The sequence below is a fragment of the Flavobacterium sp. XS2P24 genome, assembly GCF_030010285.1.
GTDB classification, from domain to species: domain Bacteria; phylum Bacteroidota; class Bacteroidia; order Flavobacteriales; family Flavobacteriaceae; genus Flavobacterium; species Flavobacterium algoritolerans.
The window spans coordinates 45,570-72,457 of the sequence record NZ_JASCRU010000013.1; the positions used below are offsets into that span (position 1 = coordinate 45,570).

Consider the following 26,888-nt stretch of genomic DNA (forward strand, 5'->3'; position numbering starts at 1 on the left):
AGTCTTTTATCCAAACCACCGTTGAGGTTTGTACTCCTGTTTTTTTAAACCAAATTTTTTGATAGCATGTTTTTTAAGATGTTCAATCAATTCCTCAACAGAGTCCGTTACAAATAAAAGGCTCATATCCTCAGGACTGATGCTCTCATTTTGTGACATAACTTGAATGTGATGGTATAACTCTTTATGATATTCAGTATCAAAAATTACTATAGGGAAATTATTAATTATTTTATTTTGAATCAGTGTCAGTGCTTCAAATAATTCGTCGAGCGTGCCTATTCCTCCTGGCATAACAACGAATGCATAGGAATATTTTATTAAAATAACTTTCCTCACAAAAAAGTATGGAATGTAAATCCATTTGTGCAAATAAGGATTTGGCTTTTGTTCAATAGGAAGCACAATATTTGACCCCACAGAATAACCTCCTGCTTCATACGCTCCTTTATTTGCCGCTTCCATAACTCCTGGACCGCCACCTGTCATTACCGTAAATCCTAATTTGGCAATTTCAGCACCAATTTTTTCAGCACTTTTGTAATGTTCTGTTTCCGGACCAAATCTGGCAGAGCCAAAAACGGTAACACAAGGACCAATAAAATGCATTTTTTGAAAAGCTCTAATGAAGTTGTATTGGACTTTGAAAGTAAAAAAAAGATTTTTTAATCGTGTCAAAGGTCCTCTTACAAATAAAGATTCAGATTTTGAAAGTCTATATTGGCGCGGTTTTTCCATAGTGAGCCCAAGTTAGGAAAAATAACAATTAAATTCTGAAAGTATAAAACAAAACTTAGATGACACTTTTTTCGAAAAAAGAATTCGTTGCCAAAAGTTCAATAATTACTTCCAAAAGTAACTGCTAAGTTGCAAATGCTTTGGGTTATTTATTGCTTTTTTTCCAAAATAGTTTTGATGATTTCCTCTTTGGATACTACACCGGATTGTCTCCATAATTGTTTTCCGTTTTGGAATAAAATCATCGTTGGAACGCCTCTAACCTGATACTGACTTGAAATTTGCTGGTTTTTGTCCACATCAATTTTGATGATGGAAACATTATCACCTAAGCTGTCTTTTACTTCTCTTAAAATGGGACTGAGCATTTTGCAAGGTCCGCACCATGTGGCAAAAAAGTCTACTAAGACCGGTTTGTCTGAATTGATAATCGTAGCGAAATTATTCATCTTTATTGTATTTATTGTTAGGAATAGTACAACCATTAGAGCCACAACCCAAATTAAAAATGACCTGAATGAAGAAAAATAGTCCAAAACCAATGAACATCCACTCTTTTAAAATATAGGCTTGAGCGAATAAAAATAAGGCAAACACCAGACGAACCCAGCGCATAAGATGCCAATTTGTAAATATTAATGCTTTCATTTTTTTTGAAAAAAAGAATTTAGTTTTACGGATTTATTTTTTTGATTTTATACTTCTCATCATAAGAAATAACGTCTTGCAATACTTCGATTGCAATTTCATTTTTACTGACAATTAATACTTCAGCAAAGTTACTGCTGATGCTTACATTTAATACACAGTCAATTCCTGCCAATTTTTTTGTGATGGTTTCCATACAGTCGCTGCACGTAATTCCATCAAATTCATATAAATTCACAACAACCTGATTGTTCTTTTTTAATTCGAAAAACAATTCGGAATTTGCTCTTGGTGCAATTGAATTTTCAGAAACATCCATTTTCAAAAAGTCAAAAGCGGCTGTAAAAAGCAGTTCATATTCTTCTTTGCTTCCGCCAAAAGGAGGACCAGATTCAAACATTCTATTGAACAATAATCCCGCTAAAATTCCTTCATCAGCCAAAAGTTGATGCATTTTCCAAACGTATTTTTGACGCATTGTTGGAGGCAAAGCACAGAAAAAAGTTTGCTCAAGAACCAAATCATAGTTCCCTTTATGTTCAAAGAAATCACCCAGTATGATTTGAATATTAGGATTGTTTTTGAACTTTTCTTTTAAAACTGCCACAGGTGTTGGCGCAATATCTATAACGGTTAGGTTTGTAAAACCTTGTTCCAAAAGATATTCGGCTTCATAACTGTTGCCACAACCGGGAATCAAAATACTGCAATTTTTATGGGCAATCGTATCTACATATGTTTGTATGGGCGGCGATACTTTGCCTAAATCCCAACCGGTAGTTTTGGCTTCGTATTGCGATTCCCAATAAGATGCGTCTAGCGGTTTATCGCAGGAAACTACACAACATTTTATATCTTCCATAATTTCATTTTTTTTGAAAATGCTATTACTATTGTTATTGAAATTACTTTTATTTCAAAACTTTACTTTGGCAAACAAAATCGGTTTTTGGAACAGTCGTTTTTGCAATAGCATTAAAGCCACCTTCAATTTCTGTAAAATTTCTAAATCCGCGAGCTTCCAGTATCGAGGCTGCAATCATACTGCGGTATCCGCCTGCACAATGCAAATAAAAATGTTCTTTTGGATTTATATCTTTTATCCATTCATTTATTGCCGCTAAAGGCTTGCTGTAAGCTTCTTCAACATGCTCGGCACAATATTCACTTTCTTTACGGATATCGATTACGTTGCTTTCGCCGATTTTCACAGCTGCAGCAAATTGTTCGGCTGTGATTCTATTTACGGTATCAACTTCTTTTCCGGCTTTTGCCCAAGCATTAAAACCACCATCAAGATAACCAATCAGCTTATCAAAACCTACACGGCTTAAGCGCGTAACGGTTTCTTCCTCTTGACCCAGTTCGCAAACAATTAAAATAGGTTGTTTTACATCGGCAATTAAAGCACCAACCCAAGGAGCGAAATCCCCATCAATTCCAATGTTTATCGATTGAGGAATAAATCCTTTGGCAAATTCACCGTTTTTTCGAGTATCTAGAATTAAGGCTCCGGTTTCTTCGGCAGCCACTTCAAATTCTACTACAGATAACGCGCGCATTCCTAAATGCAATACGTTTTCAAAACTGTCATATCCTTTTTTATTCATCGCCACATTCATTCCAAAATAGGCTGGAGGAGGTAATAAACCCTCAGTTACTTCTTGTATAAATTCGGCTTCAGTCATATTGGCTCGCAACGCATAATTCGTAGCTTTTTGGTCGCCAATGGTTGATACAGTTTCCTTACTCATATTTTTTCCGCAGGCACTTCCTGCACCGTGAGCCGGATACACAATGACATCATCTGCCAAAGTCATTACTTTATCTCTTAAGGAATGAAATAAAATACCCGCTAATTGCTCTTGAGTCATGTGTGCCGCTTTTTGTGCTAAATCCGGTCTTCCCACATCTCCAATAAACAAAGTGTCTCCGGAGAAAATGGCATGGTCTTTTCCGTTTTCGTCAATCAATAAAAAAGTGGAGCTTTCCATCGTATGTCCAGGAGTGTGTAATACTTTTATTTTGATGTTTCCAATGGAGAATTCCTGTCCGTCTTTAGCAGAAATACATTCAAATTCACAAGTTGCATTTGGACCATAAACAATTGGAGCGCCGGTTTCTCTGCTCAAATCAACGTGACCGGAAACAAAATCAGCGTGGAAATGGGTTTCGAAAATGTATTTTAATTTTACACCATCTCTCTCCAATCGGTCCAGATAAGGTTGGGTTTCACGTAACGGGTCAATAATTGCCGCTTCGCCATTTGAGGTTATATAGTAAGCACCTTGGGCTAAACATCCTGTATATATTTGTTCTATTTGCATGATTGCGTTTTTTAATTTTACAGTACAAATGTACTTCTGTTTTTTAGGATAAACAGTGACAATTGTTACATTCCATTTTTTAATTGAAGAAAAATTCTTTGATAATAATATAAATTCCCATTACTAGTACAAACCAACCAAAGATTGGTTTTAGTTTAGTTCCATCTATTTTTTTTGAAAGCTTGATGCCAATAATCATTCCTATAAATGCCATACTTGAAATCATCAGTAAAAACGAATAATCTATAGGAGTACCAATATATAAATCACCTCCAAAACCGATACTTGAGTTTATAAAGATAATCAATAATGAAGTGCCAACGGCTTGTTTCATTGGTAAATTAGCAAAAAATAATAAGGCTGGGATGATTAAAAACCCGCCTCCGGCTCCTAAAAATCCGGTTACAATTCCAATTAAAAATCCAATTAGTCCCAACTGTGTATAATTTGTTTTTGGAGGACTTATCACCGTTTTTGTTTTGCGTATCATAGCTATTGCCGCAGCTATCATGAGTACTGAAAAAACAATCATTATCAGGAAATTTTTTGATACTTGGTAGGAAGCAATGGAGAAAATTGTTGCCGCTATTTTTGGGAAAATGACTTCTCGAATGATCAGGATAGAAAAAACGGAAGGAATGGCAAAATATAATGCCGATTTAATTTTAAGATTTCCCATTTTATAGTGGCTGATACATCCAAATAAAGCCGTGATGCCCACAATAAATAGAGAATAACTGGTAGCAGTTTCAGGATCTATTTTAAAGAGATAAACCAGAATAGGAATAGTAAGTATAGATCCTCCGCCTCCAATTAATCCTAATGAAAGTCCAATAATAATTGAAGCAAAATAGCCTAAATATTCCATCTTAAATTTTTTGAAATAATATTTCTATCCATTTTGTTTAAAAGAATGGATTTTATTGAGCTAATTTTATTTTAAAAGTTCAATGTTATTGCGGTGTAAGGAAACAATACCGCGTTGTTCCATTTTTTTCAACAAACGGGAAATTACTTCTCTTGATGTATTGAGTTCAGATGCGATTTCCTGATGGGACAGTTTCAATTCCTTGCAGCCACAAGCATCAGCATGGCGTTTTAAATAAAATTCCAAACGCTCGTCCATTGCCCTGAATGCAATACTGTCAATCACTTCCAAGACTTCTTCAAAACGACTGCGATAAGAACCAATCGCAAATTCATACCAACTGCGGTGCTGCATCATCCACTTATCCATTAATGGAAGTGGAACCATGATTAATTCAACATCCTCAACAACTTTAGCCATTATTTGGCTTTTTTCGTTCTTGGTGGCACAAATCATAGAAATGGCACAAGCTTGTCCGGGTTGCAAATAATACATGAAAAATTCACCGCCATTTTCATCTTCGCGGTAAATCTTTATTTTCCCGCTGATTACTAAAACCGTGTTTTTGATATACTGCCCAGTTCGTATAATAATATCACCTGTTTGATAGGAATGAATAGTAGCATTGGCTTCTATTTCTTTCACTAATTCATTAGAAAATGAAGGAAAATTTTTTTTTACGGAATCAAGCATTTTTGGTCTTTTTTTCTATCGTTTGTATTGTAAAAGTAATCTAAAAAACTCAAAAAAGGATGGTAATTTTTGGTGTTAAAGAAAATGGCTAGTCCTTGATTGGCGCTATATTGTTTATACATTTCCTATGGATTTAATAGGCTATTTTTCGTAAAAATACTTGCTGATTTTATAGTTTCTTGATAGTTAATGTTTTGCGAAAACGTTTTCTTATGAATATTATCCAATTAACAAATCGTGCGTTTATTGTTAGCTAAAATCTTTGTATTTTTACAAAAAACATCACTATGAATTTAACACAAGAAGATTGGGTTTCTCAATTTGAAACTGACGAAAACGCAGTAATTTTAGACGTGAGAACTGAAGCCGAATTTAACGAAGGAATTATAGCCAATGCCATTAATATTGATATTCATTTGGGACAAGGTTTTAACTCTGAAATTGAAGCGTTAGACAAAACAAAAAACTATTATGTGTATTGTCGCTCCGGAATGAGAAGTGCAAAAGCCTGTGAAATAATGAATGAGCTGGGCTTTGAAAATGCATATAACTTAGTTGGAGGCATTATAGAATGGGATGGAGAAGTAGTTGCTCCATAAAACGCAAAGAGGCCAGTGCCTCTTTGTTTATTTAAAATTTAAATTAAAAACATAAAATACTTTAGTATGAATGTAATACCAGAAGAATTTCAAATTAGCACTTTATTAAATCAAGATACGTATTTAGTTGACGGAGAATTAAAAAAATGGACCGGTCAGACCACTCCGGTTTTTTCAACAATTTCATCCACCGAAGAATACGGCCCAACTATTTTAGGGTCAATCCCGTTTATGGGAGAAGCTGAAGCGCTGGAAGCAGTTAATGCGGCTAGTGCGGCCTATAATAACGGTCAAGGATTATGGCCTACCATGAAAGTTGCGGATCGTATCAAATGCATGGAAAATTTTGTTACTCAAATGAAAACAACCCGTAAAGAAGTTGTTAAATTATTGATGTGGGAAATTGGAAAATCATTGGGTGATTCTGAAAAAGAATTTGATAGAACCGTAGAATATATCTACGATACAATCGACAGTTTAAAAGAATTAAATAGTCGTAGCGCTCATTTTTCTAAAGTACAAGGAATAAATGCCATGGTTCGCAGAGGACCGCTTGGTGTTGTTTTATGTCTAGGACCATACAATTATCCGTTGAATGAGACTTTTTCGTTGCTGATTCCTGCATTGATTATGGGAAATCCGGTAATTTTTAAACCTGCTAAACATGGAGTTTTATTAATTTCTCCTTTATTGGAAGCTTTCAGAAGCAGTTTTCCAAAAGGAGCCATCAATATTGTGTACGGTCGCGGACGTGAAGTGGCTTCGCCAATAATGAAATCCGGAAAAGTAGATATTTTGGCTTTGATAGGAAACAGTAAATCAGCGATTGCATTACAAGACCAACATCCGAATAAAAACAGATTGCGTTTGATTTTAGGTTTGGAGGCAAAAAATCCTGCGATAATCCTTCCGGATGCCGATTTAGATTTGGCTATCCAAGAATGTATTGCGGGCTCTTTATCGTTCAATGGACAGCGTTGTACAGCTTTGAAAGTGTTGTATGTGCATGAGTCTATTGCTGATGAGTTCAACAAACGTTTTGTTGCCAAAGTTGATGCGCTGGTTTTTGGAAATCCGTGGGATGCATCCGTGTTTTTGACACCTTTACCTGAAAAAGAAAAACCTGCTTATATTCAGGAATTGATTGATGATGCTACCAGTAAAGGTGCTGCAATAATCAATGAAAAAGGAGGGAAGCATTCTTCTAATTATATATTTCCAGCGGTTTTATTTCCTATAAATAAAGAAATGCGCGTGTATCACGAAGAACAATTTGGTCCAGTTGTACCTATTATTTCTTTCAAAGACATTCAAGAGCCTTTGAACGATATGGCCGAATCAAATTACGGGCAACAAGTGAGTTTGTTTGGAAAAGACATCAAAACGATTGCACCGCTTATTGATGCTTTGGTAAATTTAGTGTGTAGAGTAAACTTGAACAGTTCTTGCCAAAGAGGACCGGATGTTTTCCCTTTTACAGGACGAAAAGACTCTGCTGTAGGAACATTGAGTATTCACGATGCCTTGCGTTCGTTCTCGATTAGAACCTTTGTAGCATCTAAAGACAATGAGTATAACAATGCTATTTTACAGGAATTATTGAGCAGTAAAGAATCTAATTTCATTAATACCGATTATATTTTGTAATCTCTTTTTAATTAAAAACTAAAGCCGTCTCGTTTTTCGTGACGGCTTTTTTATGGGATTGAGTTTGCCTATAAGATTTTTATTCTCAAAAAATTATGTAATACGTCTAAGTATTTTTAAATAATTATAAATTTTCAATGCTTTACGGGAAACCGTAAAACATTGAAAATGAAATCATTTAGATTTGTTTATATAGATTAATTTATGGTTAGTTATCTATCACATTAGCAGAAGTCATTTAATGGCACGAAGCCATCCAAAAAGGAGGGATTAGTGCCACTTTATGGCTGGTAATACAGAATCTAGAATCTTTTTTAAGATTAATGAACAAGTTTTATTTAGGTATAATCAGTCTGCAAATCAAACTTTGAAACAAAAAAGGTGATCCGTTTCCAGACCACTTTTTCAAACAAATTATAAATTCTAATATTAAACTAAGTCGAAACGGTCTAAGTTCATCACTTTAGTCCAAGCTGCGATAAAGTCTTTTACAAACTTTTCTTGAGCATCGCGATAACCATACACTTCGGCAAGGGCTCTTAACTCTGAGTTAGAACCAAAAATAAGATCCACACGAGTTCCAATCCACTTTAATCCGCCTGCCATACGATCACTTCCTACAAAGGCATCATCAGATTCTGAAACTGCTTTCCATGTAGTACCTAAATCAAGTAAATTCACAAAGAAATCATTAGTTAGAGTCTCAGGACGTTTTGTGAAAACACCGTTTTGTGATTGATCAAAGTTAGTATTTAGCACACGCATACCACCAACAAGAACTGTCATTTCTGGTGTTGTCAAGTTCAATAATTGAGCTTTGTCAACCAACATTTCCTCTGCAGAAACCGTATATTTTGTTTTAACATAATTACGGAATCCATCTGCTTGAGGCTCCAGAACTGCAAATGATTCTAAATCTGTTTGTTCTTGTGAAGCATCTGTTCTTCCTGGAGAAAAAGGAACGGTTACATAATGTCCTGCATTTGCAGCTACTTTTTCAATTCCTGCGCTACCACCTAATACGATCAAGTCAGCAATTGAAACTTGTTTTCCACCAGATTGTGTGCTGTTGAACTCATTTTTGATATTTTCAAGTTTGTTAAGCACTTTTTCCAATTGAGACGGATTGTTTACTTTCCAATCTTTTTGAGGTTCTAAACGAATACGGGCACCGTTAGCACCACCACGTTTATCAGAGCCACGGAAAGTAGATGCTGATGCCCAAGCAGTAGTTACCAATTCAGATACAGACAATTCTGAAGCCAGAATCTTAGCTTTAAGCGTAGCAATGTCTTGGTCATCAATTAATGGATGCGTAACAGCAGGAACCGGGTCTTGCCAAATTAATTCTTCAGCAGGAACTTCGGGTCCCAAATAGCGCGCTTTTGGTCCCATATCTCTATGCGTTAGCTTGAACCAAGCTCTTGCAAATGCGTCATTGAATTCGGCTGGATTTTCAAAAAAGTGTCTTGAAATTTTCTCGTATATTGGGTCAACTCGTAATGATAAGTCGGTAGTCAACATAAAAGGTTGATGGGTTTTTGAAGGGTCGTGAGCATCTGGAACTGTACCTGCTCCTGCATCACCTTTTGGTTTCCATTGATGTGCTCCGGCCGGGCTTTTTGTCAATTCCCATTCAAACCCGAACAGGTTTTCAAAGTAATTATTACTCCATTTTATTGGGGTTGTCGTCCAAGCACCTTCCAGACCGCTGGTAATTGTATCACCTGCATTCCCAGTACCATAGGTATTTTTCCAACCTAAGCCTTGCTCTTCAATAGACGCTCCTGCTGGTTCAGGTCCCACGTATTTATTTGGATCAGCAGCACCATGGGTTTTCCCCAAGGTATGTCCACCAGCAATAAGAGCTACAGTTTCTTCATCATTCATCGCCATACGGGCAAATGTTTCGCGAATATCACGAGCTGCTAATAGCGGATCAGGATTACCGTCAGGACCTTCAGGATTTACATAAATAAGCCCCATTTGCACAGCAGCTAGAGGATTTTCTAAATCACGATCACCTGAGTAACGGCTATTTGGAGTGTTACTAAGTGCTAACCATTCTTTTTCAGAACCCCAGTAAATATCTTCTTGTGGTTCCCAAACATCGGCACGTCCACCAGCGAAACCAAAGGTCTCAAAACCAGCCGACTCAAGTGCGCAGTTACCTGTAAGAATCATTAAATCTGCCCAAGAAATTTTCTTGCCATATTTTTGTTTGATTGGCCATAATAACAAACGAGCTTTGTCCAGATTAGCATTATCCGGCCAGCTGTTTAGTGGCGCAAAACGCTGTGTTCCGAAACCAGCACCACCACGACCATCTGCAATACGATACGTTCCTGCACTGTGCCAAGCCATTCTAATGAAGAACGGACCATAGCTGCCGTAATCAGCAGGCCACCAATCCTGAGAGGTGGTAATGACATCCATAATGTCTTTTTTTAAAGCTTCTAAATCCAGAGACTTAAATTCCTCAGCGTAATTAAAAGCTTCTCCCATAGGATTGGATAGAGAGGAGTTTTGGCGCAGAATGTTCAATTTCAATTGATTTGGCCACCAGTCACGGTTACTAGTTCCTGAACCGGAACCTTGTTTTGGAGCAACTCCTCCAGAAAACGGGCATTTACTTTCTCCGTTGGCGTCGTAGGATGTTGAGCTCGGGTTTGTGTTATTTTCCATAGTATGATTGATTTTTTATTTACTTAAAGCGAATTTACCAAAAACTATCCGTACCTAATTTTATTTTCAATAGATAAAAACTATAGTTACAAATGGTGTTAGTGATTGATAAATTTACTAAAAATGTTTAATTAAATGAACATCAGTTCATCAGGATATTATTAAGCCAGTATTAAATTCATAAATTAGTGAGAATCGTTCTCCTTAACTTTTATTATTTTTGATATGGTTGTATTTTGTCTTATAAAAATTAGGAATTGGTTTCTTGTACAAGTGGTCCTCTAGTTGAAAATTTACTGATACCTAAAAAATAAATGGTAATTTATTCCCAAACTCAAGCAATGTGTTGGAAGGTAAACAGTAACTTTAGAAAAAAATAAAAATATGAATTCATTTGAAGATAAAAATAATAGTGACCAAAATCCAGTAACCTCAGAGTTTGAAGCTTGGGTTGGAATTTTATATTCTTGTATTTCTGCCGATAATCAAATTACGGATTCGGAAACAGCATCGTTATCAAGAGTATTGCATTCGAAACAAAAATTTATCGGAATCGATATGGCACCACTTTATGCAAAATCATTCAATTTAAGAATGGAACTGGGGCAATTAAAATACATTTCTGCTTGTTGTGAACTAATTAAAGAAGAAGATAAAGAAACTGTATTTGCTCTTGCATTAGAAGTGTTACTGGCTGACGGAACATTGGAAAAAGAAGAAAAAAACCTAATTGAAGTTTTATCAAATCGACTCAAAATTGATGCTGATATGACCAGTAAAATAATTGAAGTGATTTTCTTGAAAAACAAAGGGAATATAAAAGGCAATTCTGAAATAGTCAATACCTAAGCAGATTAAATCTATTCTATAACCTCTTTATCTTAAAAATATTACGTAATTTAGAGTATTCAAAATAGGAAACCAAAATCAATAGTGACCATTCATCGCTATTGTCTTTAAAACGCAAGGGCTATCAAAAAGAAACTCAAAATAGCAAAGGAAAACTTTCACGAAAGACTGCATCGGGAACCCTTAATTACACATCCCCGATTGAAGTTTATTCCTAATATTGTGCTTAACCTGATTAGCTGTGTCATCACATTTGCTGTGGTAGGAACGTTGTTGTATCTACTGCTGAATTATTTGATAATGAAATTTTATCACTTGGATTAAAGGATTTTAAAAATTAAAATTGACAATAAAATTGATGGTACTCATGTCAGTTTTGTTGAAAACATAATTTTTGTTGCCGTAAGTTTCTCCCACATTGAATTTATGCACATACAATAGTTGGGCATCAAAACCTTTTAAAAATCCTTTAAATTTATATCGAATGTCAGCATTAGTCTGCACATAAGACGGTAATCCGTATTTGTTTAATGCAACGTTTTTTACATCCGGCAAATCAAAATAACCAACTGCGAAATTTGATTTGAATGTTTTTTTAGGATGTGTATATTGTAATTTGGTCATCAGGGCATTTACATCACCAAAACCTTCATTGCGTTCTCTTGGCATAAACGTATAAAAAGGATCTCGTCCCCATTCTCGGGGCATTAAATACCTTCCTTTGGCTGTAATTCGGTTGTAATTTAAAGTCAATTCCAGTGTTTTATTTTTCCAACCGAGCCTTCCTCCAAAAGTTTGTGAGTTGCTATTTTTTTGAAAATAGGTTTTACTTTGATCTTCATTTCCTCCAAAATTCAGGGCGTTTTGGTAAATGGTTTGAAACCCAAAAAGCAGTTTTGAGTTTGAATGTAAAGGGTAGGCATAGTCCATTTGGAGCAAAGCAGTATTAAATATATTCTCAACATATTGATTCCACAAAAGTGTTTTTAGATGCTGTATGGATTCATTTTGCACACCAAAAATATAAATTCCGTTGCTGTGTAAATTCCCTGCATAATCAGATTTTGTTCCATCCGGATTCACGCCGGTAGGGTAGATTCCTATTGATTCTCCCACTTCAAAATATTTCAGCGTGCTTCGTGGTGAGATTCCGTAGAGGTAGCCCAAATTGATTGTAGTCTTTTTGATTTCGTTAAAATCTACCCAAATTCCGTTTACTGCTGTAGGACGCATTCGACCATCTTGAAGATTAATAAAGGGAGTATTTAGGAGTTGTTTCCCAAGTGTTACATCCGAATTTTTATAGTTGTATTTCAAATATAATTCTTCTAATCGACTTAAATTGTCTTTTTTTGATGGGTTTTGGATATCAAAAAGTGCTACTTCATATCGATTGGGAGCATTGGTAACAGGATCTTTTTCAGTAAAATCAGAGGAACCAATATTAAAAATATAATAGCCGCTTACGCCAAATTGAAAATTATAAAATTTTGCGGTTTCAAACTTTACGCCTCCGCCAAGTGCATTCGCATAATAATCAGATAAGCCCTTTTCATTATTGGTATTCATGAAATAATAACGAAAATGACCGCTGAAATTTCCATTTTTGAAAGCATTTAAAATCGAGGTAGAATCAATTTTTTCATTACTTTTTTCTTTCCAAACCGTTGGCTTATCCGAAATTTCCTGATGCTGCGCTGTAGTATTTATAGAAAAGAAGAGGGAAGTAAGGATATAAATTATAGTGAAAAACTTTTTCATTTTTGAACGTTTAGATTTTGAACAAAAATAATCCCATCCATATAAATGGGAAGTAACTTTTATCACAGTTACCTTAAAAAAATAAAGCCAAATGTTTTATACATTCGGCTTTATGACTTTTTACTTTACGACTAAAAAATTATCTAAAAATATAATCAACACCAGTAACTTGCGTTAAAAGGGTTTCTGGAGCATCCAGAATCATGGCGTTTTTTTCTGGTGTTGGCGTAACGGGAGAATTTAGTTTTAAGTATTCTCTCATTACCGTATGCAAGGTTGAAGTTGTATTTTTGGCATCCAAAACGCCTTTCATTCTGCAAAGCATATCCACAGGATCGCCATCACGTTCACATGCCATGATTGTATACAGTTTTTCAGAATCTATTGGGGTATTTTTTACGGTTATGCTTTGCACTCTTTTGTCCATTTCTGCAAAAGCATTAAAACGTACTTCCATTCCCTTGAATTTTACGACCCAACCGCCAAAACGTTTTGAAGCGTCTTGTGCAAAAACATTATTTAATTCTTTTTCAAACCAGTTTTTCAATTGCTTTCCGGTCACTTTTGCAGTTCGTACGGTGCTGTCCACGGGAAGCATATCAAAAATAAATCCGTTTGTGATGGGAATATTTCCGGTTTCATCCGGAGTTGTTTTTGGCGGACAGAAACGGAATCCATTAGAAAGATTAATGTCTATTTCAGGGAATTTCCAGTTTAGTGCATTCAAAATCATGGTGTCAATAGGATTTTCTACCACAAAATAGCGGTACAAAGGAATTGTGCTATAGCCAATAACCTGATTGATTTTTTCTTGATAAACCGATTCTTTTTCTTTTAATAGTTTTTCAATTTTGGCATCGGGTTTTATTTTTGGAGAATCGACCTCAATTAATTCATAGTTGTCTTCAATGACTTTTCCGTTGAGGATGGTCAAATCTAATTTTCCAATAAACGAACCAAATGCTCCCGGTTCCACCACTTTAGAATAGTTGCAAACAATAGGTTTGCGGACTCTTTCATGCGTGTCGCCACCCAAAATATAGTTTACACCTTGACATTCCGGTCGGTTTGCCAATGCTATTTGCTGTGATAAACCCAGATGTGCAATTATAATTACATAACTGCATTGTTCCTGATTTCGTAACACATCCACATAATGCGCCAGATTTTCTTCGGGATTGGTATATAAAATTCCTTTGCTGTAATTTGGACTTTGTCGCAACGGTACCAAAGGATCGGTGTATCCTAAAAAACCAATTTTTGCTCCAGCAATATGCCAAATCGTATACGGTTGAAAAATAAGTTCACCTCGTTTTCCTTCGCCTAAATCGTGGTACATATTAGTACAAATTTTTGGTGCATCAAGAGAACCTAACAGCGTTTGCATTTTTCTTTTTCCATAAATTACTTCCCAATTTCCAGGTAAGTACAAATCGTAATTCAATGCATTTAAAATGGGAACAAAAGCTTCACCAGTGGTTTCTACGCTTAATTCACTGCCTTGAAACATATCACCCGTGTCAATGATATAAGTATTTGTATTTTTCTTTTTTAACTGTTTCAATAATGTTGCCATATAGGCATAACCGCCCGTTTTTCTAAAAACTGCTTTGCCATTTTCCCAGAATAACTCATCATGTGGATGAATCTGACAATGCACATCGGTGGTTTGAAGAATGGAAATCGTTTGAGGTTTAGTACCATCTATTGCTGCATCCAAGTTTATTTCTTCAGTCTGATTTGTATTTGCAATAGCAGAAATAGGCGAAATAATCGCAGCACCCAGACCTAATGTCCCCACTGATTTCAAAAAATCTCTTCGGTTATTGCTCATCGTTTTTAGGTTTGTTGGTTTAGTTTTTAGCAGTTTTTACAGAAAAACTACAGCCAAATTAATAGTGTAGGATTGTGCAAAATATAATTTACATTTTAATTTAGAATCCGCCCTTGATATAACTCCAGCCTTGCTCTTGTTTTTCAACAATTTCAGCAATTCCAACCGGTACATATTCTATCTCGGGAATTAATTGGTCTTTGGTAACTTTTTGACTTTTCATGGTGTTTTCACACACTAAAAAACGAACTCCTTTTGCCCGTAGCGCTTTTATGGCTTCTATTTGTTTTGATTTTGCAGACATTACTAATGGCAAACCCATACTGTGAATGACGACTTCGTATTTGGCATTTGGCCAATGTGTAGTCATATTTTTCAGCTGGTTTACAATTGCTTTCTGTTGCAAAGTATCAGTAGCATTGGTAAACTGGAAAACGATTTTATGGTTGTTCGGCTTTTTTTGTGCCAATGCGCCAATTGAAATCATACTAAATACAAGAATAAATAAAAGCGTCCCGTTTTTCATAATTGAGTTTTAAGATTGTTTTTTTCGTTTTTCTTTTTTTCGTCTTTTATGGGTTTAAAAGGGCCGAATTTATGTTGCGCTTCCGTAAAGGTATCAGAAAAAGGACCAAAAGGATGATCCAACGGTTTTTTAGAAATATTGGGCCAGTCTTGACTTAAATCTTTTGATGGTCTATCAAGATTTTCAACATAAGCGGCAATATCCCAAGACTCTTCATCAGATAATTGAGGATTATCATACGTAGCGCCCAGCGGCATATTGTATTTTATATACCCGGCAAAACGACTGATTCTAAATAATCCCGCACCATTATTATACGAATTTTTGCCCCAAAGTGGCGGATACGTATACTCCTTTTTATCTTCTGCCAAAATTCCTTGACCATTCACTTGATGACAACTTGCACATTTGGTATCGTATAAGGCTTTTCCTTTAGCTGGGTCTGCAGCTCTGTCTAAATATTCTAAATCATAAATTCCGGAGGCATTAGCTTCTTTGCCTTTAGGGACATTACTACCAATATATTCGATATACGCAATCATAGCTTTCATCTCTTTTTCGTCTCTTTTTAGAGGCTGACCATTTAAGCTTCTTTCCATGCAATCATTGACTCTTTTATAAAGGTCTTCTACTTGTCCGCTTCGCGCTCTCATTTTTGGATACATAGAATATACAGAACCATAATTATTTCCCCAAGGTTTTGTGCCCGCATCTAAGTGGCAATTGTTACAATTCATACCATTAGTAATTTGCTTCACACTACCATTTGGACCTAAATATTTAGCGGTATGTGCAATTAAATCTTTGCCATATTCCACTTCCTGCTTTAAAGTTGAATCAGTAATCAAATTGATATCAGCTGGTTTCCAGAATTTTACCATTTCGTTTTGTAAAATCACTTTTTTCTCGGCATCGATATAAAGAGAATCAATATTTACATCACTTTTTTGAAACCAAGCGGTGATTGATGAATTGAAAAACAAGAATAGCAACAACCCTATTATTAAAGAAATAATAGTGATGAAGAGGTAAATTACCCTTTTTATCATCGACCTAAATTGGACTATATTTTGTTTTTCTGAATTCATATTTTTTTAATGAGGCAGTTTATCTCTAAAATAACCATATACCCAAGTTCCCACTACTGCGGATAGTAAGGTAATAATCATAACAGTAGCACCTGTTCCAATTTGTGCAAACAATGGTCCAGGACAAGCTCCTGTTACAGCCCAACCCAATCCAAAGATAAGCCCGCCGTAAATTTGTCCTTTGTTGAATGTTTTGTCGTGGAACTCAATTTTTTCGCCATAAATGGTTTTAATATTGAATTTTTTAATAAGAAATACTGAAATCATTCCCACCACAACAGCACTGCCTATAATCCCATACATGTGAAAGGATTGAAAACGGAACATTTCCTGAATGCGATACCAGCTGATTACTTCGGCTTTGATGAAAACAATTCCAAACAATAAACCGATAACTAAGTATTTTAAATTATGATACCATTTGTGTTCCAATTGACTCTCGTTGATACAAACCGTATCTAAGGAACGAGTTTCGAAATCTGTATTTTGATCTTTATTTTGCATAGCTAATAATTTTATAGTGAAAGGATTAAAGGTAAAATGATGTTCGCCATAATCAATCCGCCTATGAAGAAGCAACACGTTGCAATCAAAGAAGGCAATTGTAAATTAGACAAACCAGAAATAGAGTGACCACTGGTGCAACCTCCCGCATAACGAGAACCGAAACCAATAAAAAAACCACCTATAACCATCATAAAAAATCCTTTTAGTGTGATTAAATTTTCCCACGAGAACAGTTGTTCGGGTAGCATTCCGTTGATATTTGTAACTCCATACGACGCTAATTCTGTTCTTAGATTGTCGTTTATAATAATTGGATCTGGATTTGATAAAAAACTGAAAGCAATAATACCACCAATTAAAATTCCGAAGACGAAAAACATATTCCAGATTTCTTTTTTCCAATCGTATTTGAAAAATTTAATATTTGCCGGTAAACACATCGCACAAGTGTGACGTAATGAGGCGCTGATACCAAAAGATTTATTTCCAATAATTAATAATGCCGGAACAGTAAGTCCAACTAATGGGCCTGCAATATACCAAGGCCAAGGTTGTTTGATAAATTCTAAAATTTCCATATTTGTTGATTTAGTACTGCAAAGATTATACTTATAAATGAGGAGTTGTGTTACTTTTGTCACACAACAAAAAAGATTTTAAAAAATTACATTGATTTTATTTTCTAATGTAATAATCTAACTTTTCTCGGAACGAATCACTATTCCAATTTGCAGTACCAATTTTGGCTAAAATTACATTTCCTTGTTTGTCAATAAGATAAGTGGCTGGAATTGTAGAGGACTCCATTTCTAACGGAGGATTTGTAACCGATTGATAGATAGGAAGTGTTAAATTTTCTTTGACCATAAACGCATTCGCTTTTTCAAAAGAATCCGTTGTCACAAACAAAAAGACAATTTTATCCTGATAATCAGCATATAATTTTTGCATACTTGGCATTTCGGCAATGCAAGGCGGACACCAAGTGGCCCAGAAATTAATGAATATCATTTTCCCTTCATAGTCTTCTAATGTCACACGCTGCCCCGAAGCATCAACTAATTGCCATTGGTAACTGGACAGCATTTTTTGATCTGTTACTGCAATAGTTTTAGGTGAAAAAACAATCAAGCGGTTTAATTGTATTTTTACAAAAGTGCCCAAAGGACTAAACAGCAACAGTGCTATAAATAGGATAAAAGCAATATTTTGTAGAGTAGATTTTTTAGGTGTTTTCCAGTTCATTTTTTATGTTTTTGTAGCATTACTTTCTGAAAAAATATGCTTTTTAGGATTTATTATTTTGCAAATGGTCTTTCGGCATACGAACTTTGATTATTACAGACGATAGAATTGTGATAATACCTATCAATATAATAGCATAATTCACCCCAAATAAATCAGCGGTTATTCCTGAAATAATCGCGCCTATCGCATAACCTAAATCTCTCCAAAGTCTAAATGTACCAATGCTTTCCGCTCTTTGAGTTGGATTTGTGGCTTGTGCAATGGCTGATAAAAAAGTAGGATAAACTAAGGCAGTTCCAAAACCCAATAAAGCTGAAATAGTTGCCAATTGATACATTTCTGTACTGAAAGGAATAAAAAGAATCGCAATTCCCTGTACCAACATTCCCCAAAAAAGCATCTTTTTCTTCGAATATATATCCGACATTTTTCCGGTTATCAATTGTCCAAAACCCCAAACGGTGGGATAAATAGCTGTTATGACGCCAATGTTTTCAGAGTCGTAATTCAAAGAAAGTAAGACAATAGGTAAAAGTCCCCAAATCATGCCGTCATTCAAATTATTGACTAATCCAGCTTGTGTAACAGCACTTAAAGTTTTGTTTTTGAAAGTGGTTTCCAGAAAAATGTTTTCTAATTTTTCTGTTTTATTGGTGGTGTTTTCTTGGTGTACAAATACTCTGGTATCTTTTACAAAAAACAAAGTCAATAAAAAACCAATTATCGAAATTCCAATTCCCAAGTAAAAAGGGTAGGGTGTAATGCCATATTTTTGGGCGATATAGCCTGACAGGAAAGCAACTAATCCAACGGCAAAATAACCGGCAAATTCATTGAGTCCCATTGCCAGTCCGCGATCTTTTTCTCCAACCAAATCAATTTTCATCACCACCGTACTGCTCCAAGTAAGTCCTTGACTAATTCCCAACAGAATATTGGCAAAAATCACCCAATTCCATGTTTCTGCATATATCAAAATGAAAGGAATCGGAATCGCGAGAGCCCATCCAAACAGGAGTAAATTTTTTCTCCCGAATCGATTTGCAAGCTTACCCGTAAAATAATTGGTGATGGCTTTAGTAATTCCAAAGGCAGTTATAAAGGAAAGAATAGCTGTTTTTGAAGCAATACCAAATTCAATTTCGGCAAATTTTGGAATAATCGTTCTTTCCATTCCTATCATCCCGCCAACAAAAGCATTTACGATTACCAAAATGATAAATTGTTTCCAATTTTCCTTTAGTCCGAGTTTCATAGTATTCATATTCTATTGTTGAATGATTTATTTTTAATTTGCAAAAGACCAATATTTTTCCATTTATTCTTGATGTAGCAATAGGAGTAAGGCATTAAAAAGAGTGTATTGGAATCACTCGTAATATTCTAATTGGTAATCACCAATGTGCTTTTTGTTTTCGGAAATGGATTTTTTATGCTTGAAATAGTTAAGAGTGCCAAGTAAAAGTATCACGAATGAAATAACAAACAACGCCATTTCAATCAGGAAACTATTTTCTACTTTTAATAAATTTCGCAAACTCAATCCTGCAATCAAAAAGTACATTGCCGTTCTCAGGAAGGCAAGAAATGTAGATTGATTGGCCAGTACAGTTCGTTGTAGCGCTAATCGTTCTCTTAAAATTAGGTCTTTGTTTATTGCCTTTGTATCTTTCATATCAGTTTTTTTCGAGTTAATTTCAAAAAGTAGTTCGGTAGTCTTTGTTACATTTAAAGCAATGAATTCATTAGTATCTCTTAAAAAGTCTATCAAATTTACTTCTTTATTTACATCAAATTTCGATTTCTAAATAAGTGTGCAGTTTAAAACAAATATATTTCTTGTTTTAAACTGCACACTACTTTAATTGCACCTCTGTTTATTTGCTTATCGCTTCATTTGCATCCATCCAAGTACCACCATTTGTTACGTTTTTAAAACCATTTTGTTCCAAAATCATTTTGGCTTGACCGCTGCGATTCCCGCTTCGGCAGAAAACAATAATGTGTTCTTTTCCTTTAAATGTAGCCAATTGATTCGGTACTTGATCCAAAGGAATATTTGTTGATCCTTTTACGTGACCTTCTGCAAATTCTGCAGGCGTGCGAACATCTACTAGAAACGCACCTTCTTTTACTAATTTTTCCATTTGTGTTGTGTCTTTTTTTGAAAACATATTTTTAAAAATTCCGAACATAATTATTTGTTTTATGATTTTAATACTTTGCTTTGACAAACGAAATCAGTCTTAGGAACTGTAGTTTTAGCTATCGCTCCAAAACCACCTTCAATTTCTGTAAAGTTTCGATATCCTCGTGCTTGCAAAATTGATGCGGCCATCATACTTCGGTATCCTCCGGCACAATGCATGTAAAAATGTTCTTCAGGATTGATGTCTTTTACCCAATCATTGATGTACGCTAATGGTCGGCTGTAGGCTTCATCAACATGTTCAGCCTCATACTCGCTTTCTTTACGGACATCGATTATTTTGCTTTCACCAATTTTCACTTCTTCTGCAAATTGTTCCGCAGTGATGCGATTTACAGTATCGATTTCAAAACCGGCTTTTTTCCAAGCTTCAAAGCCGCCTTCTAAATGTCCTATTAAATTATCAAACCCAACTCGTGTTAAGCGCGTTACGGTTTCTTCTTCAAGTCCCGGTTCAGTCACTAAAATAATCGGTTGTTTCACATCGGCAATTAAAGCACCAACCCAAGGAGCAAAATCGCCATTGATACCAATGTTTATGGACTGTGGCACATATCCTTTTGCAAAATTACCATTGTCTCTGGTATCTAAGATTAAAGCACCGGTTTCTTCTGCGACAGCTTCAAATTCAGTTGCATTAATTGCTCTCATTCCGTTATTGAAGACATTTTCAAAGCTTTCAATACCTTTTTTGTTCATGGCAACGTTCATTCCAAAATAGGCTGGTGGAGGCAATAAACCTTCAGTAACTTCTTGTACAAATTCGGCTTCGGTCATATTGGCGCGCAAAGCATAGTTTGTTGCTTTTTGTTCACCAATGGTTGAAACAGTTTCTTTGCTCATATTTTTTCCACAAGCTGAACCTGCGCCGTGAGCCGGATATACAATTACATCATCACCCAGCGTCATTACTTTGTCTCTTAACGAATGGAATAATATGGCAGCCAGTTCGTCTTGTGTCATGTGTGCTGCTTTTTGAGCTAAATCTGGTCGGCCAACGTCGCCAATAAATAAAGTGTCTCCAGAGAAAATGGCGTGGTCTTTTCCGTTTTCATCTATTAATAAGTACGTGGTACTTTCCATAGTGTGACCTGGCGTGTGCAATACTTTTATTTTGATGTTGCCAATTGCAAATTCTTGGTTGTCTTTGGCAGAAATAAATTCAAACTCAGGATTGGCATTAGGACCATAAACAATTGCGGCTCCGGTTTTTTTGCTCAAATCTAAATGTCCTGAAACAAAATCAGCATGGAAATGGGTTTCGAAAATGTATTTCAATTTCACACCGTCTTTTTCTAATCTTTCCATATAAGGTTCAGTTTCACGAAGCGGATCAATAATAGCTGCTTCACCATTTGAAGTAATATAATAAGCACCTTGTGCTAAACATCCTGTATATATTTGTTCTATTTTCATATTCTTAAATTTTTTCTTTATTAAATTATAATACAAAGATATAGCATGAATTTAAGGAAGATAGTGACAAATGTTACACAACAAAAAAAGTTGCCATAATTGTAAATTTTTAAAATATAAATTTTGTGTTTTCTGGGAATTCCAACGCATAACTACTTTTAAAAAATAAAAAAACACCAGCTATTCAACTGGTGTTTATATCATTAATTAACCAAACCAAAAAAACTAATCAATAACTATAGTGTGTGTTACAAACTCAGTAGCCGTTTTTTTGAATTTTAAATTGTAAGTTCCCACAGCTATCGATTTAAACTTGTAAACAACAGTTTTGCTTGTTGGAGTCGTTCCACAATCTGTTCCTTCATACTTTGATTCCACTTCAATCGTTTTTGTGTTGGCAGCTGCAGTTTCGATAAACTTGTTGTAAGACCCACAATTGTTGTCCACTGAAAAAGTCACAGTTAAAGGAACTTCAACATTTATGTCTCCGGTTACAGCGCCTTCTACTTTTGTTACCAATGAACTTTTAGTCACTGCATTTGGTGTGTTGTCATCATCGCTGCATGATACGAAAGCTGTTGAAATTAATAGTACAATGACCGCTGCTTGTAATCTGAAATTTTTCATAATTATTAAATTTATTTGTTGCTCTAAGGATGTCAAAGAGAATGAAAGGTTGCTTTTTGCATGTTGTTAAAAAATGCTTTGGCGATTATTCAATCATTTATAGTTCTCTGAATGAGTGAACTAAAACAAATATTTTTTTTAATTATTTTTTTGCCAAATAGGCTTGTTACAATGTTTTTCTTCTGAAATGGAATAGATGATTTTCAGTTTGAATACAATTGAAACTAAAAAATCCTTCTCATTTTAGGATTAAAAAGAGAAGGATTTTTTGTTCTAAAGTGACTTTTAAAATTCAATTTAGTTTCGATTTTTTATTAAATTTTATTTTAGAAAAAGCTCTTTGGTTATAATATAAATTCCCATTACTAAAACAAACCAACCAAATGCAGGTTTCAGTTTGTCACCATTAATTTTTTTTGATAATGCAGTGCCAATGAAAATTCCAACAATTGCAAATGTTGAAATGGTAATCAGAAATTGCCAATTGATTCCATTTTCTCCTCCTTCTCCAAAGAAACCAATCAACGATTTTGCAGCTATAATTACTAATGATGTTCCAACTGCTTCTTTCATAGGAAGCTTACTTAATACGACTAATGCCGGTATAATTAAGAAACCGCCGCCGGCTCCCACTAATCCGGTGATAACGCCAACAATTGCACCTTCGATAAGTATGAGTGGGTAATTGAATTTTTGTTCTTCGGACTTTTCGTTTATAATTTTTTTGTCTTTTTTGATCATGCTATACGATGCGGCAATCATAATTACGGCAAAAAGTAACATCATCAACAAGTTTTTTGTAACTATAAATTCTCCAATAGAAAACACTTCTTTAGGGATTGCAGGAACAATCAAAGCTCTTGTGGTAAAAACTGCAATGATTGACGGAATACCAAAAACAATTGCCGTTTTGATATTTACTAACCCTTTTTTGAAATAGCCCACAGTGCCCACAGCACTTGTAAGACCTACAATAAATAAGGAATAAGCCGTTGCTAAAACGGGTTCAATAGCAAATAAATAGACTAAAACAGGTACGGTAAGAATACTGCCGCCACCGCCTATTAATCCTAATGCAACGCCAATGAGTATTGATGTAAAATAACCGATATATTCCATAAGTTGTAAAATTTTATACTGCAAAGATTGTCAGTTAAAATTCCACGTACAGTAACATTTATCACACAGGAAAGTTTTTTCAAAAAATAAATTAGAAAAGAAAAAATATAAGAAGAAAATCAGTAGTAGGAGCAATGCTTTTTATCAGTTATAAAAAAAAACAGCTGCTTGTGATAAGCAGCTGTTTTTATATTGTAGTTGTCCTTTTTTTTAATCAGCAGGTTTTTAAATTAAATCATCGTAAGTATTTAAAACTGTACTGAAAATTTTAAAGTTCCTGCGTTTTTGAAGTAATTGTTGATCCGGCAGAAGCTATTACCACAAAAACAACCGCTAAAATTTCATTAAAAGTAAGGTATTCTTGTAAAAATAGAAAAGCACAAATTGATGCTGCAGCAGGTTCTAAACTCATTAAAATACTGAAAGTACGTGCAGGAAGTTGTCCGAGTGCTTTCATTTCTAATGTGAAAGGAATTGCACTGGATAATAGCGCGAGTGCTACCCCTAAACCTAAAAGTTGAGGCGTAAGATTACTTAAGCCATTTCCTAGAATTCCAAAAGGGACAATAAGTATAGATGCAAATAACATTCCTATGGTCACTGCGTCTCCACCTTTCATTATTTTTGAAATTTTTCCTCCTAATACGATATAAGCTGCCCAAAGTGCACCGGCCAAAAGAGCAAAAAGCATCCCCCAAATATCTAATCCATTATTTGACCACGGAGCAATTAATACGATTCCTGCCGCAGCAAGAAGTACCCAGAAAAAATCTATGATGCGTTTTGAACCAAAAACAGCTACTAATAAGGGACCTATGAATTCCAGTGTAACAGCAAGTCCAATGGGAATTCTCTCAATGGAAAGATAAAAAATCAAATTCATTGCGCCCAAGGATAAACCATAAGGAATAACCAATTTCCATTGGTCAGCAGTTACTTTTTTTAGGTTTGGTCTGTAAACAGCCAATAATATTAATGCGGAGATGCCAATTCTTAAAGAAGCTGTCCCGGCAGCACCAATAGCAGGAAAAAGACCTTTGGCGATAGCCGCCCCAGATTGTACACTTATTATTGCTAAAAGTACGGCGGGTAATGGAGGTATGTTGATCTGTTTAAGTTTCATGAAGGGGTGAATATAGGCGGGTAAAACTACAAAATTTATAATTTAAAGTAGGTATTGATGTAAATAATCATTGGATAATAAAATACCAAAAGCAATCAATTGCGGCTACATTTTTACCGTTTATTTCATCAGCTCTTACTTGTCCTAAAAATATGCTATGACTACCAATAACAGTTTTGGCAGCATGTTTTGCAATACTATGACTAATAAATGAAGTGGGTATTGCTCCTTCAACAAAATTTTTTTTGCCTTTTTTGTGCCCCATAAAAACTAAATTAATTTCTTTTTTACCAGTTCATTAACTCCGCCTTTTAGTGAATATACCTTTGCATTTGGCATCACGGACAAATATAATAATGCGGCTTTTAAACTTCTCTTTCCAGACTGACAAACAAATACAATCTCTTTATCTAATAAATCATCTAAATTAGAATTTAATGTGGGCAAAGGAATCGATAAATGTGAATAGAAATCTAAACGGGGCTTTTCTATAAGTTCCCGTACATCAACTAAAATAGTGTTTTCCCTAATTTTCAACCATTGTTCTGTTTCAATCTCGATGACATTAGTTGGGCTATAGCTGCACAACAATTCATAATCTGTATTTTCAAAGGCTTCTACAGAAGCTGGGATATAGTTGGAAGCTTCTGGATTTGGAGTCAAATATATAGTGAAAAACTCCTGATTTAATGCGTTGTATGTCAGGATTCTGTTTGTTAATGGTTTTCCAATGCCAGTTATAAGTTTAATGACTTCCGTTGCTTGTAAAACTCCAATAATACCTGGTAATACTCCTAAAACTCCTGCTTCGGAACAGTTTAAAACTTCATTATTGTTTGGTGGTACAGGAAATAAATCTCTATAATTGACTGTTTTTTCCTTTTCGTTTATTGGAACATTAAATACGGCCACTTGCCCTTCAAATTTTGAAACTGCCCCAAATACTAATGGTTTGCCAAATAATACACAGGCGTCATTTATCAAATACCTGCTGGCAAAATTATCTGTAGCATCAACAATAATATCATAATCCTTGAAATGATTGATACAATCCTTTTGCGAAAAGCGCAGTTTCCAAGTTTTAATATCAATTGTGTCATTCATCAAAAGGAGTTTTTCTTTGGCAATAGCCACTTTAAAACGTCCCACATCTTGTTGTCCAAATAAAATCTGTCGGTTTAAATTGGAGTAACTTACTACATCATCATCTGCAATCCCAATATGCCCAACACCAGCAGCAACTAAATATTGTAGAATAGGGCAACCTAAACCTCCAGCTCCAATGACTAATACTTTAGCGTTTGAAAGTTTTTCTTGTGCTTCTAATCCAAATTCATTTAGCATTAGTTGACGTTGATATCGCTTCTGTAAATGTTTCATGTTTTGTTATTTTAACCACCAGAAAACGGAGGCATAAAGGCGATACTACTATTTTTTGCTATTGAAATATTGTCTGTTACCATTTGTTTATTTACTGCAATTGCAAATTTCAACGATGATAAAGCAGGGAATTTCTCTAGGATTATTTTTTTTAAGTTGTCAGTAGTGTCGACATAATCAATAACTAATTTTGAGCTACCGGTAATGTCCGTTAATTGTCCAAAAAAAAGCACTTCTATTTTCATAAAATAAAATTAATCAGGTAAATAATAATTTAATGGAAGCCACTAATAATGCTGTTGCTAAAATATATTTAAGGACCGATTGATTGAACTTCTTAGCACCCAACCAAGCACCCAATATCCCGCCAATAAAGGCTACGGCAACAAAAGCAAGCATGTCGTTTTCAAATTTGACACCCTTTGATAATTGTCCCGCTAAACCGGATACCGAATTGACAAAAATAAATAATGCACTAATAGCTGCAGTTTGTTTTTGGTTTGACCAATGCAACATTAAAAGTATTGGCGAAAGTAGAATACCTCCTCCAATACCAATCAGGCCAGAAAGAAATCCGATACTGGCACCGATAATAATTGTCAATGCAAGCGTATTTTTTTTTAACTCTGAATCATTCGTATTTGGATACACAAAAAATTTTATAACTGGTATTATGAGTGTTAATCCCAAAACTTTTTTATAAATATCTCCGTCTAATGATATCATACCGCCTAAAAACGAAAAAGGAATTGAGGCTAGAGCAAAGGGGAGAAAAAGTTTCCATTTGAAATGTCCTTCGCGAAAAAACAGCGTAAACGAAACCAACGATACAAACAAGTTTAATATCAATGCTGTTGGTTTCATAAAATTTGGATCAAAACTGAAAATAGCCATTAATGCTAAATAACCACTTGCTCCACCATGACCAACGGAGGCATATAAAAATGCAATGATAAACAGTAATAAAAAAAAGGATAATGATAATGTCATTTTGTA

The 26,888-nt window shown here is 35.0% G+C and carries 30 protein-coding genes; 3 read left to right on the plus strand and 27 right to left on the minus strand.

What is annotated here, in order from left to right; all coding sequences use genetic code 11:
- Nucleotides 1-6 precede the first annotated feature (6 nt).
- The 8 genes from QLS31_RS10090 to QLS31_RS10125 form a co-directional block, all read right to left on the minus strand.
- Complete coding sequence (locus tag QLS31_RS10090; protein ID WP_099715797.1) at nt 7-738, minus strand: TIGR00730 family Rossman fold protein; 732 nt, start codon at nt 736-738, stop codon at nt 7-9.
- A gap of 149 nt (nt 739-887) precedes the next feature.
- The gene (gene trxA / locus QLS31_RS10095; protein ID WP_099715796.1) at nt 888-1,187 is read right to left on the minus strand and encodes a thioredoxin; all 300 of its coding nucleotides are present in this window, start codon (nt 1,185-1,187) and stop codon (nt 888-890) included.
- Complete coding sequence (locus QLS31_RS10100; RefSeq protein ID WP_121341791.1) at nt 1,180-1,386, minus strand: hypothetical protein; 207 nt, start codon at nt 1,384-1,386, stop codon at nt 1,180-1,182. The genes trxA and QLS31_RS10100 overlap by 8 nt, the downstream gene beginning before the upstream one ends.
- A gap of 25 nt (nt 1,387-1,411) precedes the next feature.
- Nucleotides 1,412-2,248: a methyltransferase gene (locus QLS31_RS10105; protein ID WP_282743748.1), complete on the minus strand. Its 837-nt coding sequence runs from the start codon at nt 2,246-2,248 to the stop codon at nt 1,412-1,414.
- 49 nt (nt 2,249-2,297) lie between these two features.
- On the minus strand, nt 2,298-3,713 hold the full coding sequence (locus QLS31_RS10110; RefSeq protein WP_282743750.1) for an MBL fold metallo-hydrolase: 1,416 nt from the start codon (nt 3,711-3,713) through the stop codon (nt 2,298-2,300).
- A gap of 79 nt (nt 3,714-3,792) precedes the next feature.
- The gene (locus QLS31_RS10115) at nt 3,793-4,581 is read right to left on the minus strand and encodes a sulfite exporter TauE/SafE family protein (protein WP_099715792.1); all 789 of its coding nucleotides are present in this window, start codon (nt 4,579-4,581) and stop codon (nt 3,793-3,795) included.
- 66 nt (nt 4,582-4,647) lie between these two features.
- Entirely contained in the window at nt 4,648-5,274 is a 627-nt protein-coding gene (locus QLS31_RS10120) for a Crp/Fnr family transcriptional regulator (protein ID WP_282743751.1), read from the minus strand.
- Complete coding sequence (locus tag QLS31_RS10125; RefSeq protein WP_282743752.1) at nt 5,259-5,396, minus strand: hypothetical protein; 138 nt, start codon at nt 5,394-5,396, stop codon at nt 5,259-5,261. Before QLS31_RS10125 ends, QLS31_RS10120 begins: the two co-directional genes overlap by 16 nt.
- A gap of 165 nt (nt 5,397-5,561) precedes the next feature.
- Here QLS31_RS10125 and QLS31_RS10130 point away from each other — a divergent pair, with 165 nt between their 5' ends.
- Together QLS31_RS10130 and QLS31_RS10135 are read left to right on the plus strand one after the other, a co-directional pair.
- The gene (locus QLS31_RS10130) at nt 5,562-5,873 is read left to right on the plus strand and encodes a rhodanese-like domain-containing protein (RefSeq protein WP_282743753.1); all 312 of its coding nucleotides are present in this window, start codon (nt 5,562-5,564) and stop codon (nt 5,871-5,873) included.
- A gap of 66 nt (nt 5,874-5,939) precedes the next feature.
- Nucleotides 5,940-7,520 carry an NADP-dependent glyceraldehyde-3-phosphate dehydrogenase gene (locus QLS31_RS10135; RefSeq protein WP_282743754.1) on the plus strand — a complete coding sequence of 527 codons (1,581 nt, stop codon included), beginning with the start codon at nt 5,940-5,942 and terminating at the stop codon, nt 7,518-7,520.
- A 429-nt stretch (nt 7,521-7,949) separates the two neighbouring features.
- Here the strand turns inward: QLS31_RS10135 and katG are convergent, their stop codons facing one another.
- Entirely contained in the window at nt 7,950-10,205 is a 2,256-nt protein-coding gene (katG, locus tag QLS31_RS10140; protein WP_282743755.1) for a catalase/peroxidase HPI, read from the minus strand.
- Nucleotides 10,206-10,589: 384 nt separating this feature from the next.
- On the opposite strand from katG, the gene QLS31_RS10145 reads away from it, so the two are divergent.
- Nucleotides 10,590-11,054 carry a tellurite resistance TerB family protein gene (locus QLS31_RS10145; protein WP_282743756.1) on the plus strand — a complete coding sequence of 155 codons (465 nt, stop codon included), beginning with the start codon at nt 10,590-10,592 and terminating at the stop codon, nt 11,052-11,054.
- A 330-nt stretch (nt 11,055-11,384) separates the two neighbouring features.
- Here the strand turns inward: QLS31_RS10145 and QLS31_RS10150 are convergent, their stop codons facing one another.
- The 18 genes from QLS31_RS10150 to QLS31_RS10235 all read right to left on the minus strand — a co-directional run bounded on the left by QLS31_RS10150 (nt 11,385) and on the right by QLS31_RS10235 (nt 26,882).
- Complete coding sequence (locus QLS31_RS10150; RefSeq protein WP_282743757.1) at nt 11,385-12,815, minus strand: OprD family outer membrane porin; 1,431 nt, start codon at nt 12,813-12,815, stop codon at nt 11,385-11,387.
- Between the two features lie 139 nt (nt 12,816-12,954).
- The gene (locus QLS31_RS10155; protein WP_282743758.1) at nt 12,955-14,649 is read right to left on the minus strand and encodes a 5'-nucleotidase C-terminal domain-containing protein; all 1,695 of its coding nucleotides are present in this window, start codon (nt 14,647-14,649) and stop codon (nt 12,955-12,957) included.
- 100 nt (nt 14,650-14,749) lie between these two features.
- Complete coding sequence (locus QLS31_RS10160) at nt 14,750-15,175, minus strand: DsrE family protein (protein WP_282743759.1); 426 nt, start codon at nt 15,173-15,175, stop codon at nt 14,750-14,752.
- Nucleotides 15,172-16,224, minus strand: coding sequence for a c-type cytochrome (locus QLS31_RS10165; RefSeq protein WP_282743760.1), 1,053 nt, complete (start codon nt 16,222-16,224; stop codon nt 15,172-15,174). The genes QLS31_RS10160 and QLS31_RS10165 overlap by 4 nt, the downstream gene beginning before the upstream one ends.
- A 45-nt stretch (nt 16,225-16,269) precedes the next feature.
- Nucleotides 16,270-16,767: a DUF6691 family protein gene (locus tag QLS31_RS10170; protein WP_282743761.1), complete on the minus strand. Its 498-nt coding sequence runs from the start codon at nt 16,765-16,767 to the stop codon at nt 16,270-16,272.
- Between the two features lie 11 nt (nt 16,768-16,778).
- Nucleotides 16,779-17,342 (minus strand): YeeE/YedE thiosulfate transporter family protein, encoded by a 564-nt coding sequence (locus QLS31_RS10175; RefSeq protein WP_282743783.1) that lies wholly within the window; start codon nt 17,340-17,342, stop codon nt 16,779-16,781.
- Between the two features lie 103 nt (nt 17,343-17,445).
- Nucleotides 17,446-18,015, minus strand: coding sequence for a TlpA disulfide reductase family protein (locus tag QLS31_RS10180; RefSeq protein ID WP_282743762.1), 570 nt, complete (start codon nt 18,013-18,015; stop codon nt 17,446-17,448).
- A gap of 43 nt (nt 18,016-18,058) precedes the next feature.
- Nucleotides 18,059-19,273: an MFS transporter gene (locus tag QLS31_RS10185; protein WP_282743763.1), complete on the minus strand. Its 1,215-nt coding sequence runs from the start codon at nt 19,271-19,273 to the stop codon at nt 18,059-18,061.
- A 114-nt stretch (nt 19,274-19,387) separates the two neighbouring features.
- Entirely contained in the window at nt 19,388-19,693 is a 306-nt protein-coding gene (locus tag QLS31_RS10190) for a DUF202 domain-containing protein (RefSeq protein WP_099716363.1), read from the minus strand.
- A gap of 202 nt (nt 19,694-19,895) precedes the next feature.
- Nucleotides 19,896-20,213, minus strand: a complete 318-nt coding sequence (locus QLS31_RS10195) for a rhodanese-like domain-containing protein (RefSeq protein ID WP_282743764.1) — start codon at nt 20,211-20,213, stop codon at nt 19,896-19,898.
- Nucleotides 20,214-20,224: 11 nt separating this feature from the next.
- Complete coding sequence (locus tag QLS31_RS10200; RefSeq protein ID WP_282743765.1) at nt 20,225-21,643, minus strand: MBL fold metallo-hydrolase; 1,419 nt, start codon at nt 21,641-21,643, stop codon at nt 20,225-20,227.
- Nucleotides 21,644-21,868: 225 nt separating this feature from the next.
- On the minus strand, nt 21,869-22,270 hold the full coding sequence (locus QLS31_RS10205; RefSeq protein ID WP_282743766.1) for a hypothetical protein: 402 nt from the start codon (nt 22,268-22,270) through the stop codon (nt 21,869-21,871).
- Nucleotides 22,271-22,591: 321 nt separating this feature from the next.
- Nucleotides 22,592-23,389, minus strand: a complete 798-nt coding sequence (locus tag QLS31_RS10210) for a sulfite exporter TauE/SafE family protein (protein WP_282743767.1) — start codon at nt 23,387-23,389, stop codon at nt 22,592-22,594.
- A gap of 268 nt (nt 23,390-23,657) precedes the next feature.
- Nucleotides 23,658-24,512, minus strand: a complete 855-nt coding sequence (locus QLS31_RS10215) for a DMT family transporter (RefSeq protein WP_282743768.1) — start codon at nt 24,510-24,512, stop codon at nt 23,658-23,660.
- A 67-nt stretch (nt 24,513-24,579) separates the two neighbouring features.
- Nucleotides 24,580-24,777, minus strand: a complete 198-nt coding sequence (locus QLS31_RS10220; RefSeq protein WP_349238937.1) for a hypothetical protein — start codon at nt 24,775-24,777, stop codon at nt 24,580-24,582.
- Between the two features lie 5 nt (nt 24,778-24,782).
- Nucleotides 24,783-25,892, minus strand: coding sequence for a HesA/MoeB/ThiF family protein (locus QLS31_RS10225; protein ID WP_282743769.1), 1,110 nt, complete (start codon nt 25,890-25,892; stop codon nt 24,783-24,785).
- An 11-nt stretch (nt 25,893-25,903) separates the two neighbouring features.
- Nucleotides 25,904-26,137 carry a MoaD/ThiS family protein gene (locus QLS31_RS10230; protein WP_282728086.1) on the minus strand — a complete coding sequence of 78 codons (234 nt, stop codon included), beginning with the start codon at nt 26,135-26,137 and terminating at the stop codon, nt 25,904-25,906.
- A 13-nt stretch (nt 26,138-26,150) separates the two neighbouring features.
- A complete protein-coding gene (locus tag QLS31_RS10235; RefSeq protein ID WP_282743770.1) occupies nt 26,151-26,882 on the minus strand; it encodes a sulfite exporter TauE/SafE family protein in 732 nt (243 codons plus the stop codon).
- Between the last annotated feature and the right edge of the window lie 6 nt (nt 26,883-26,888).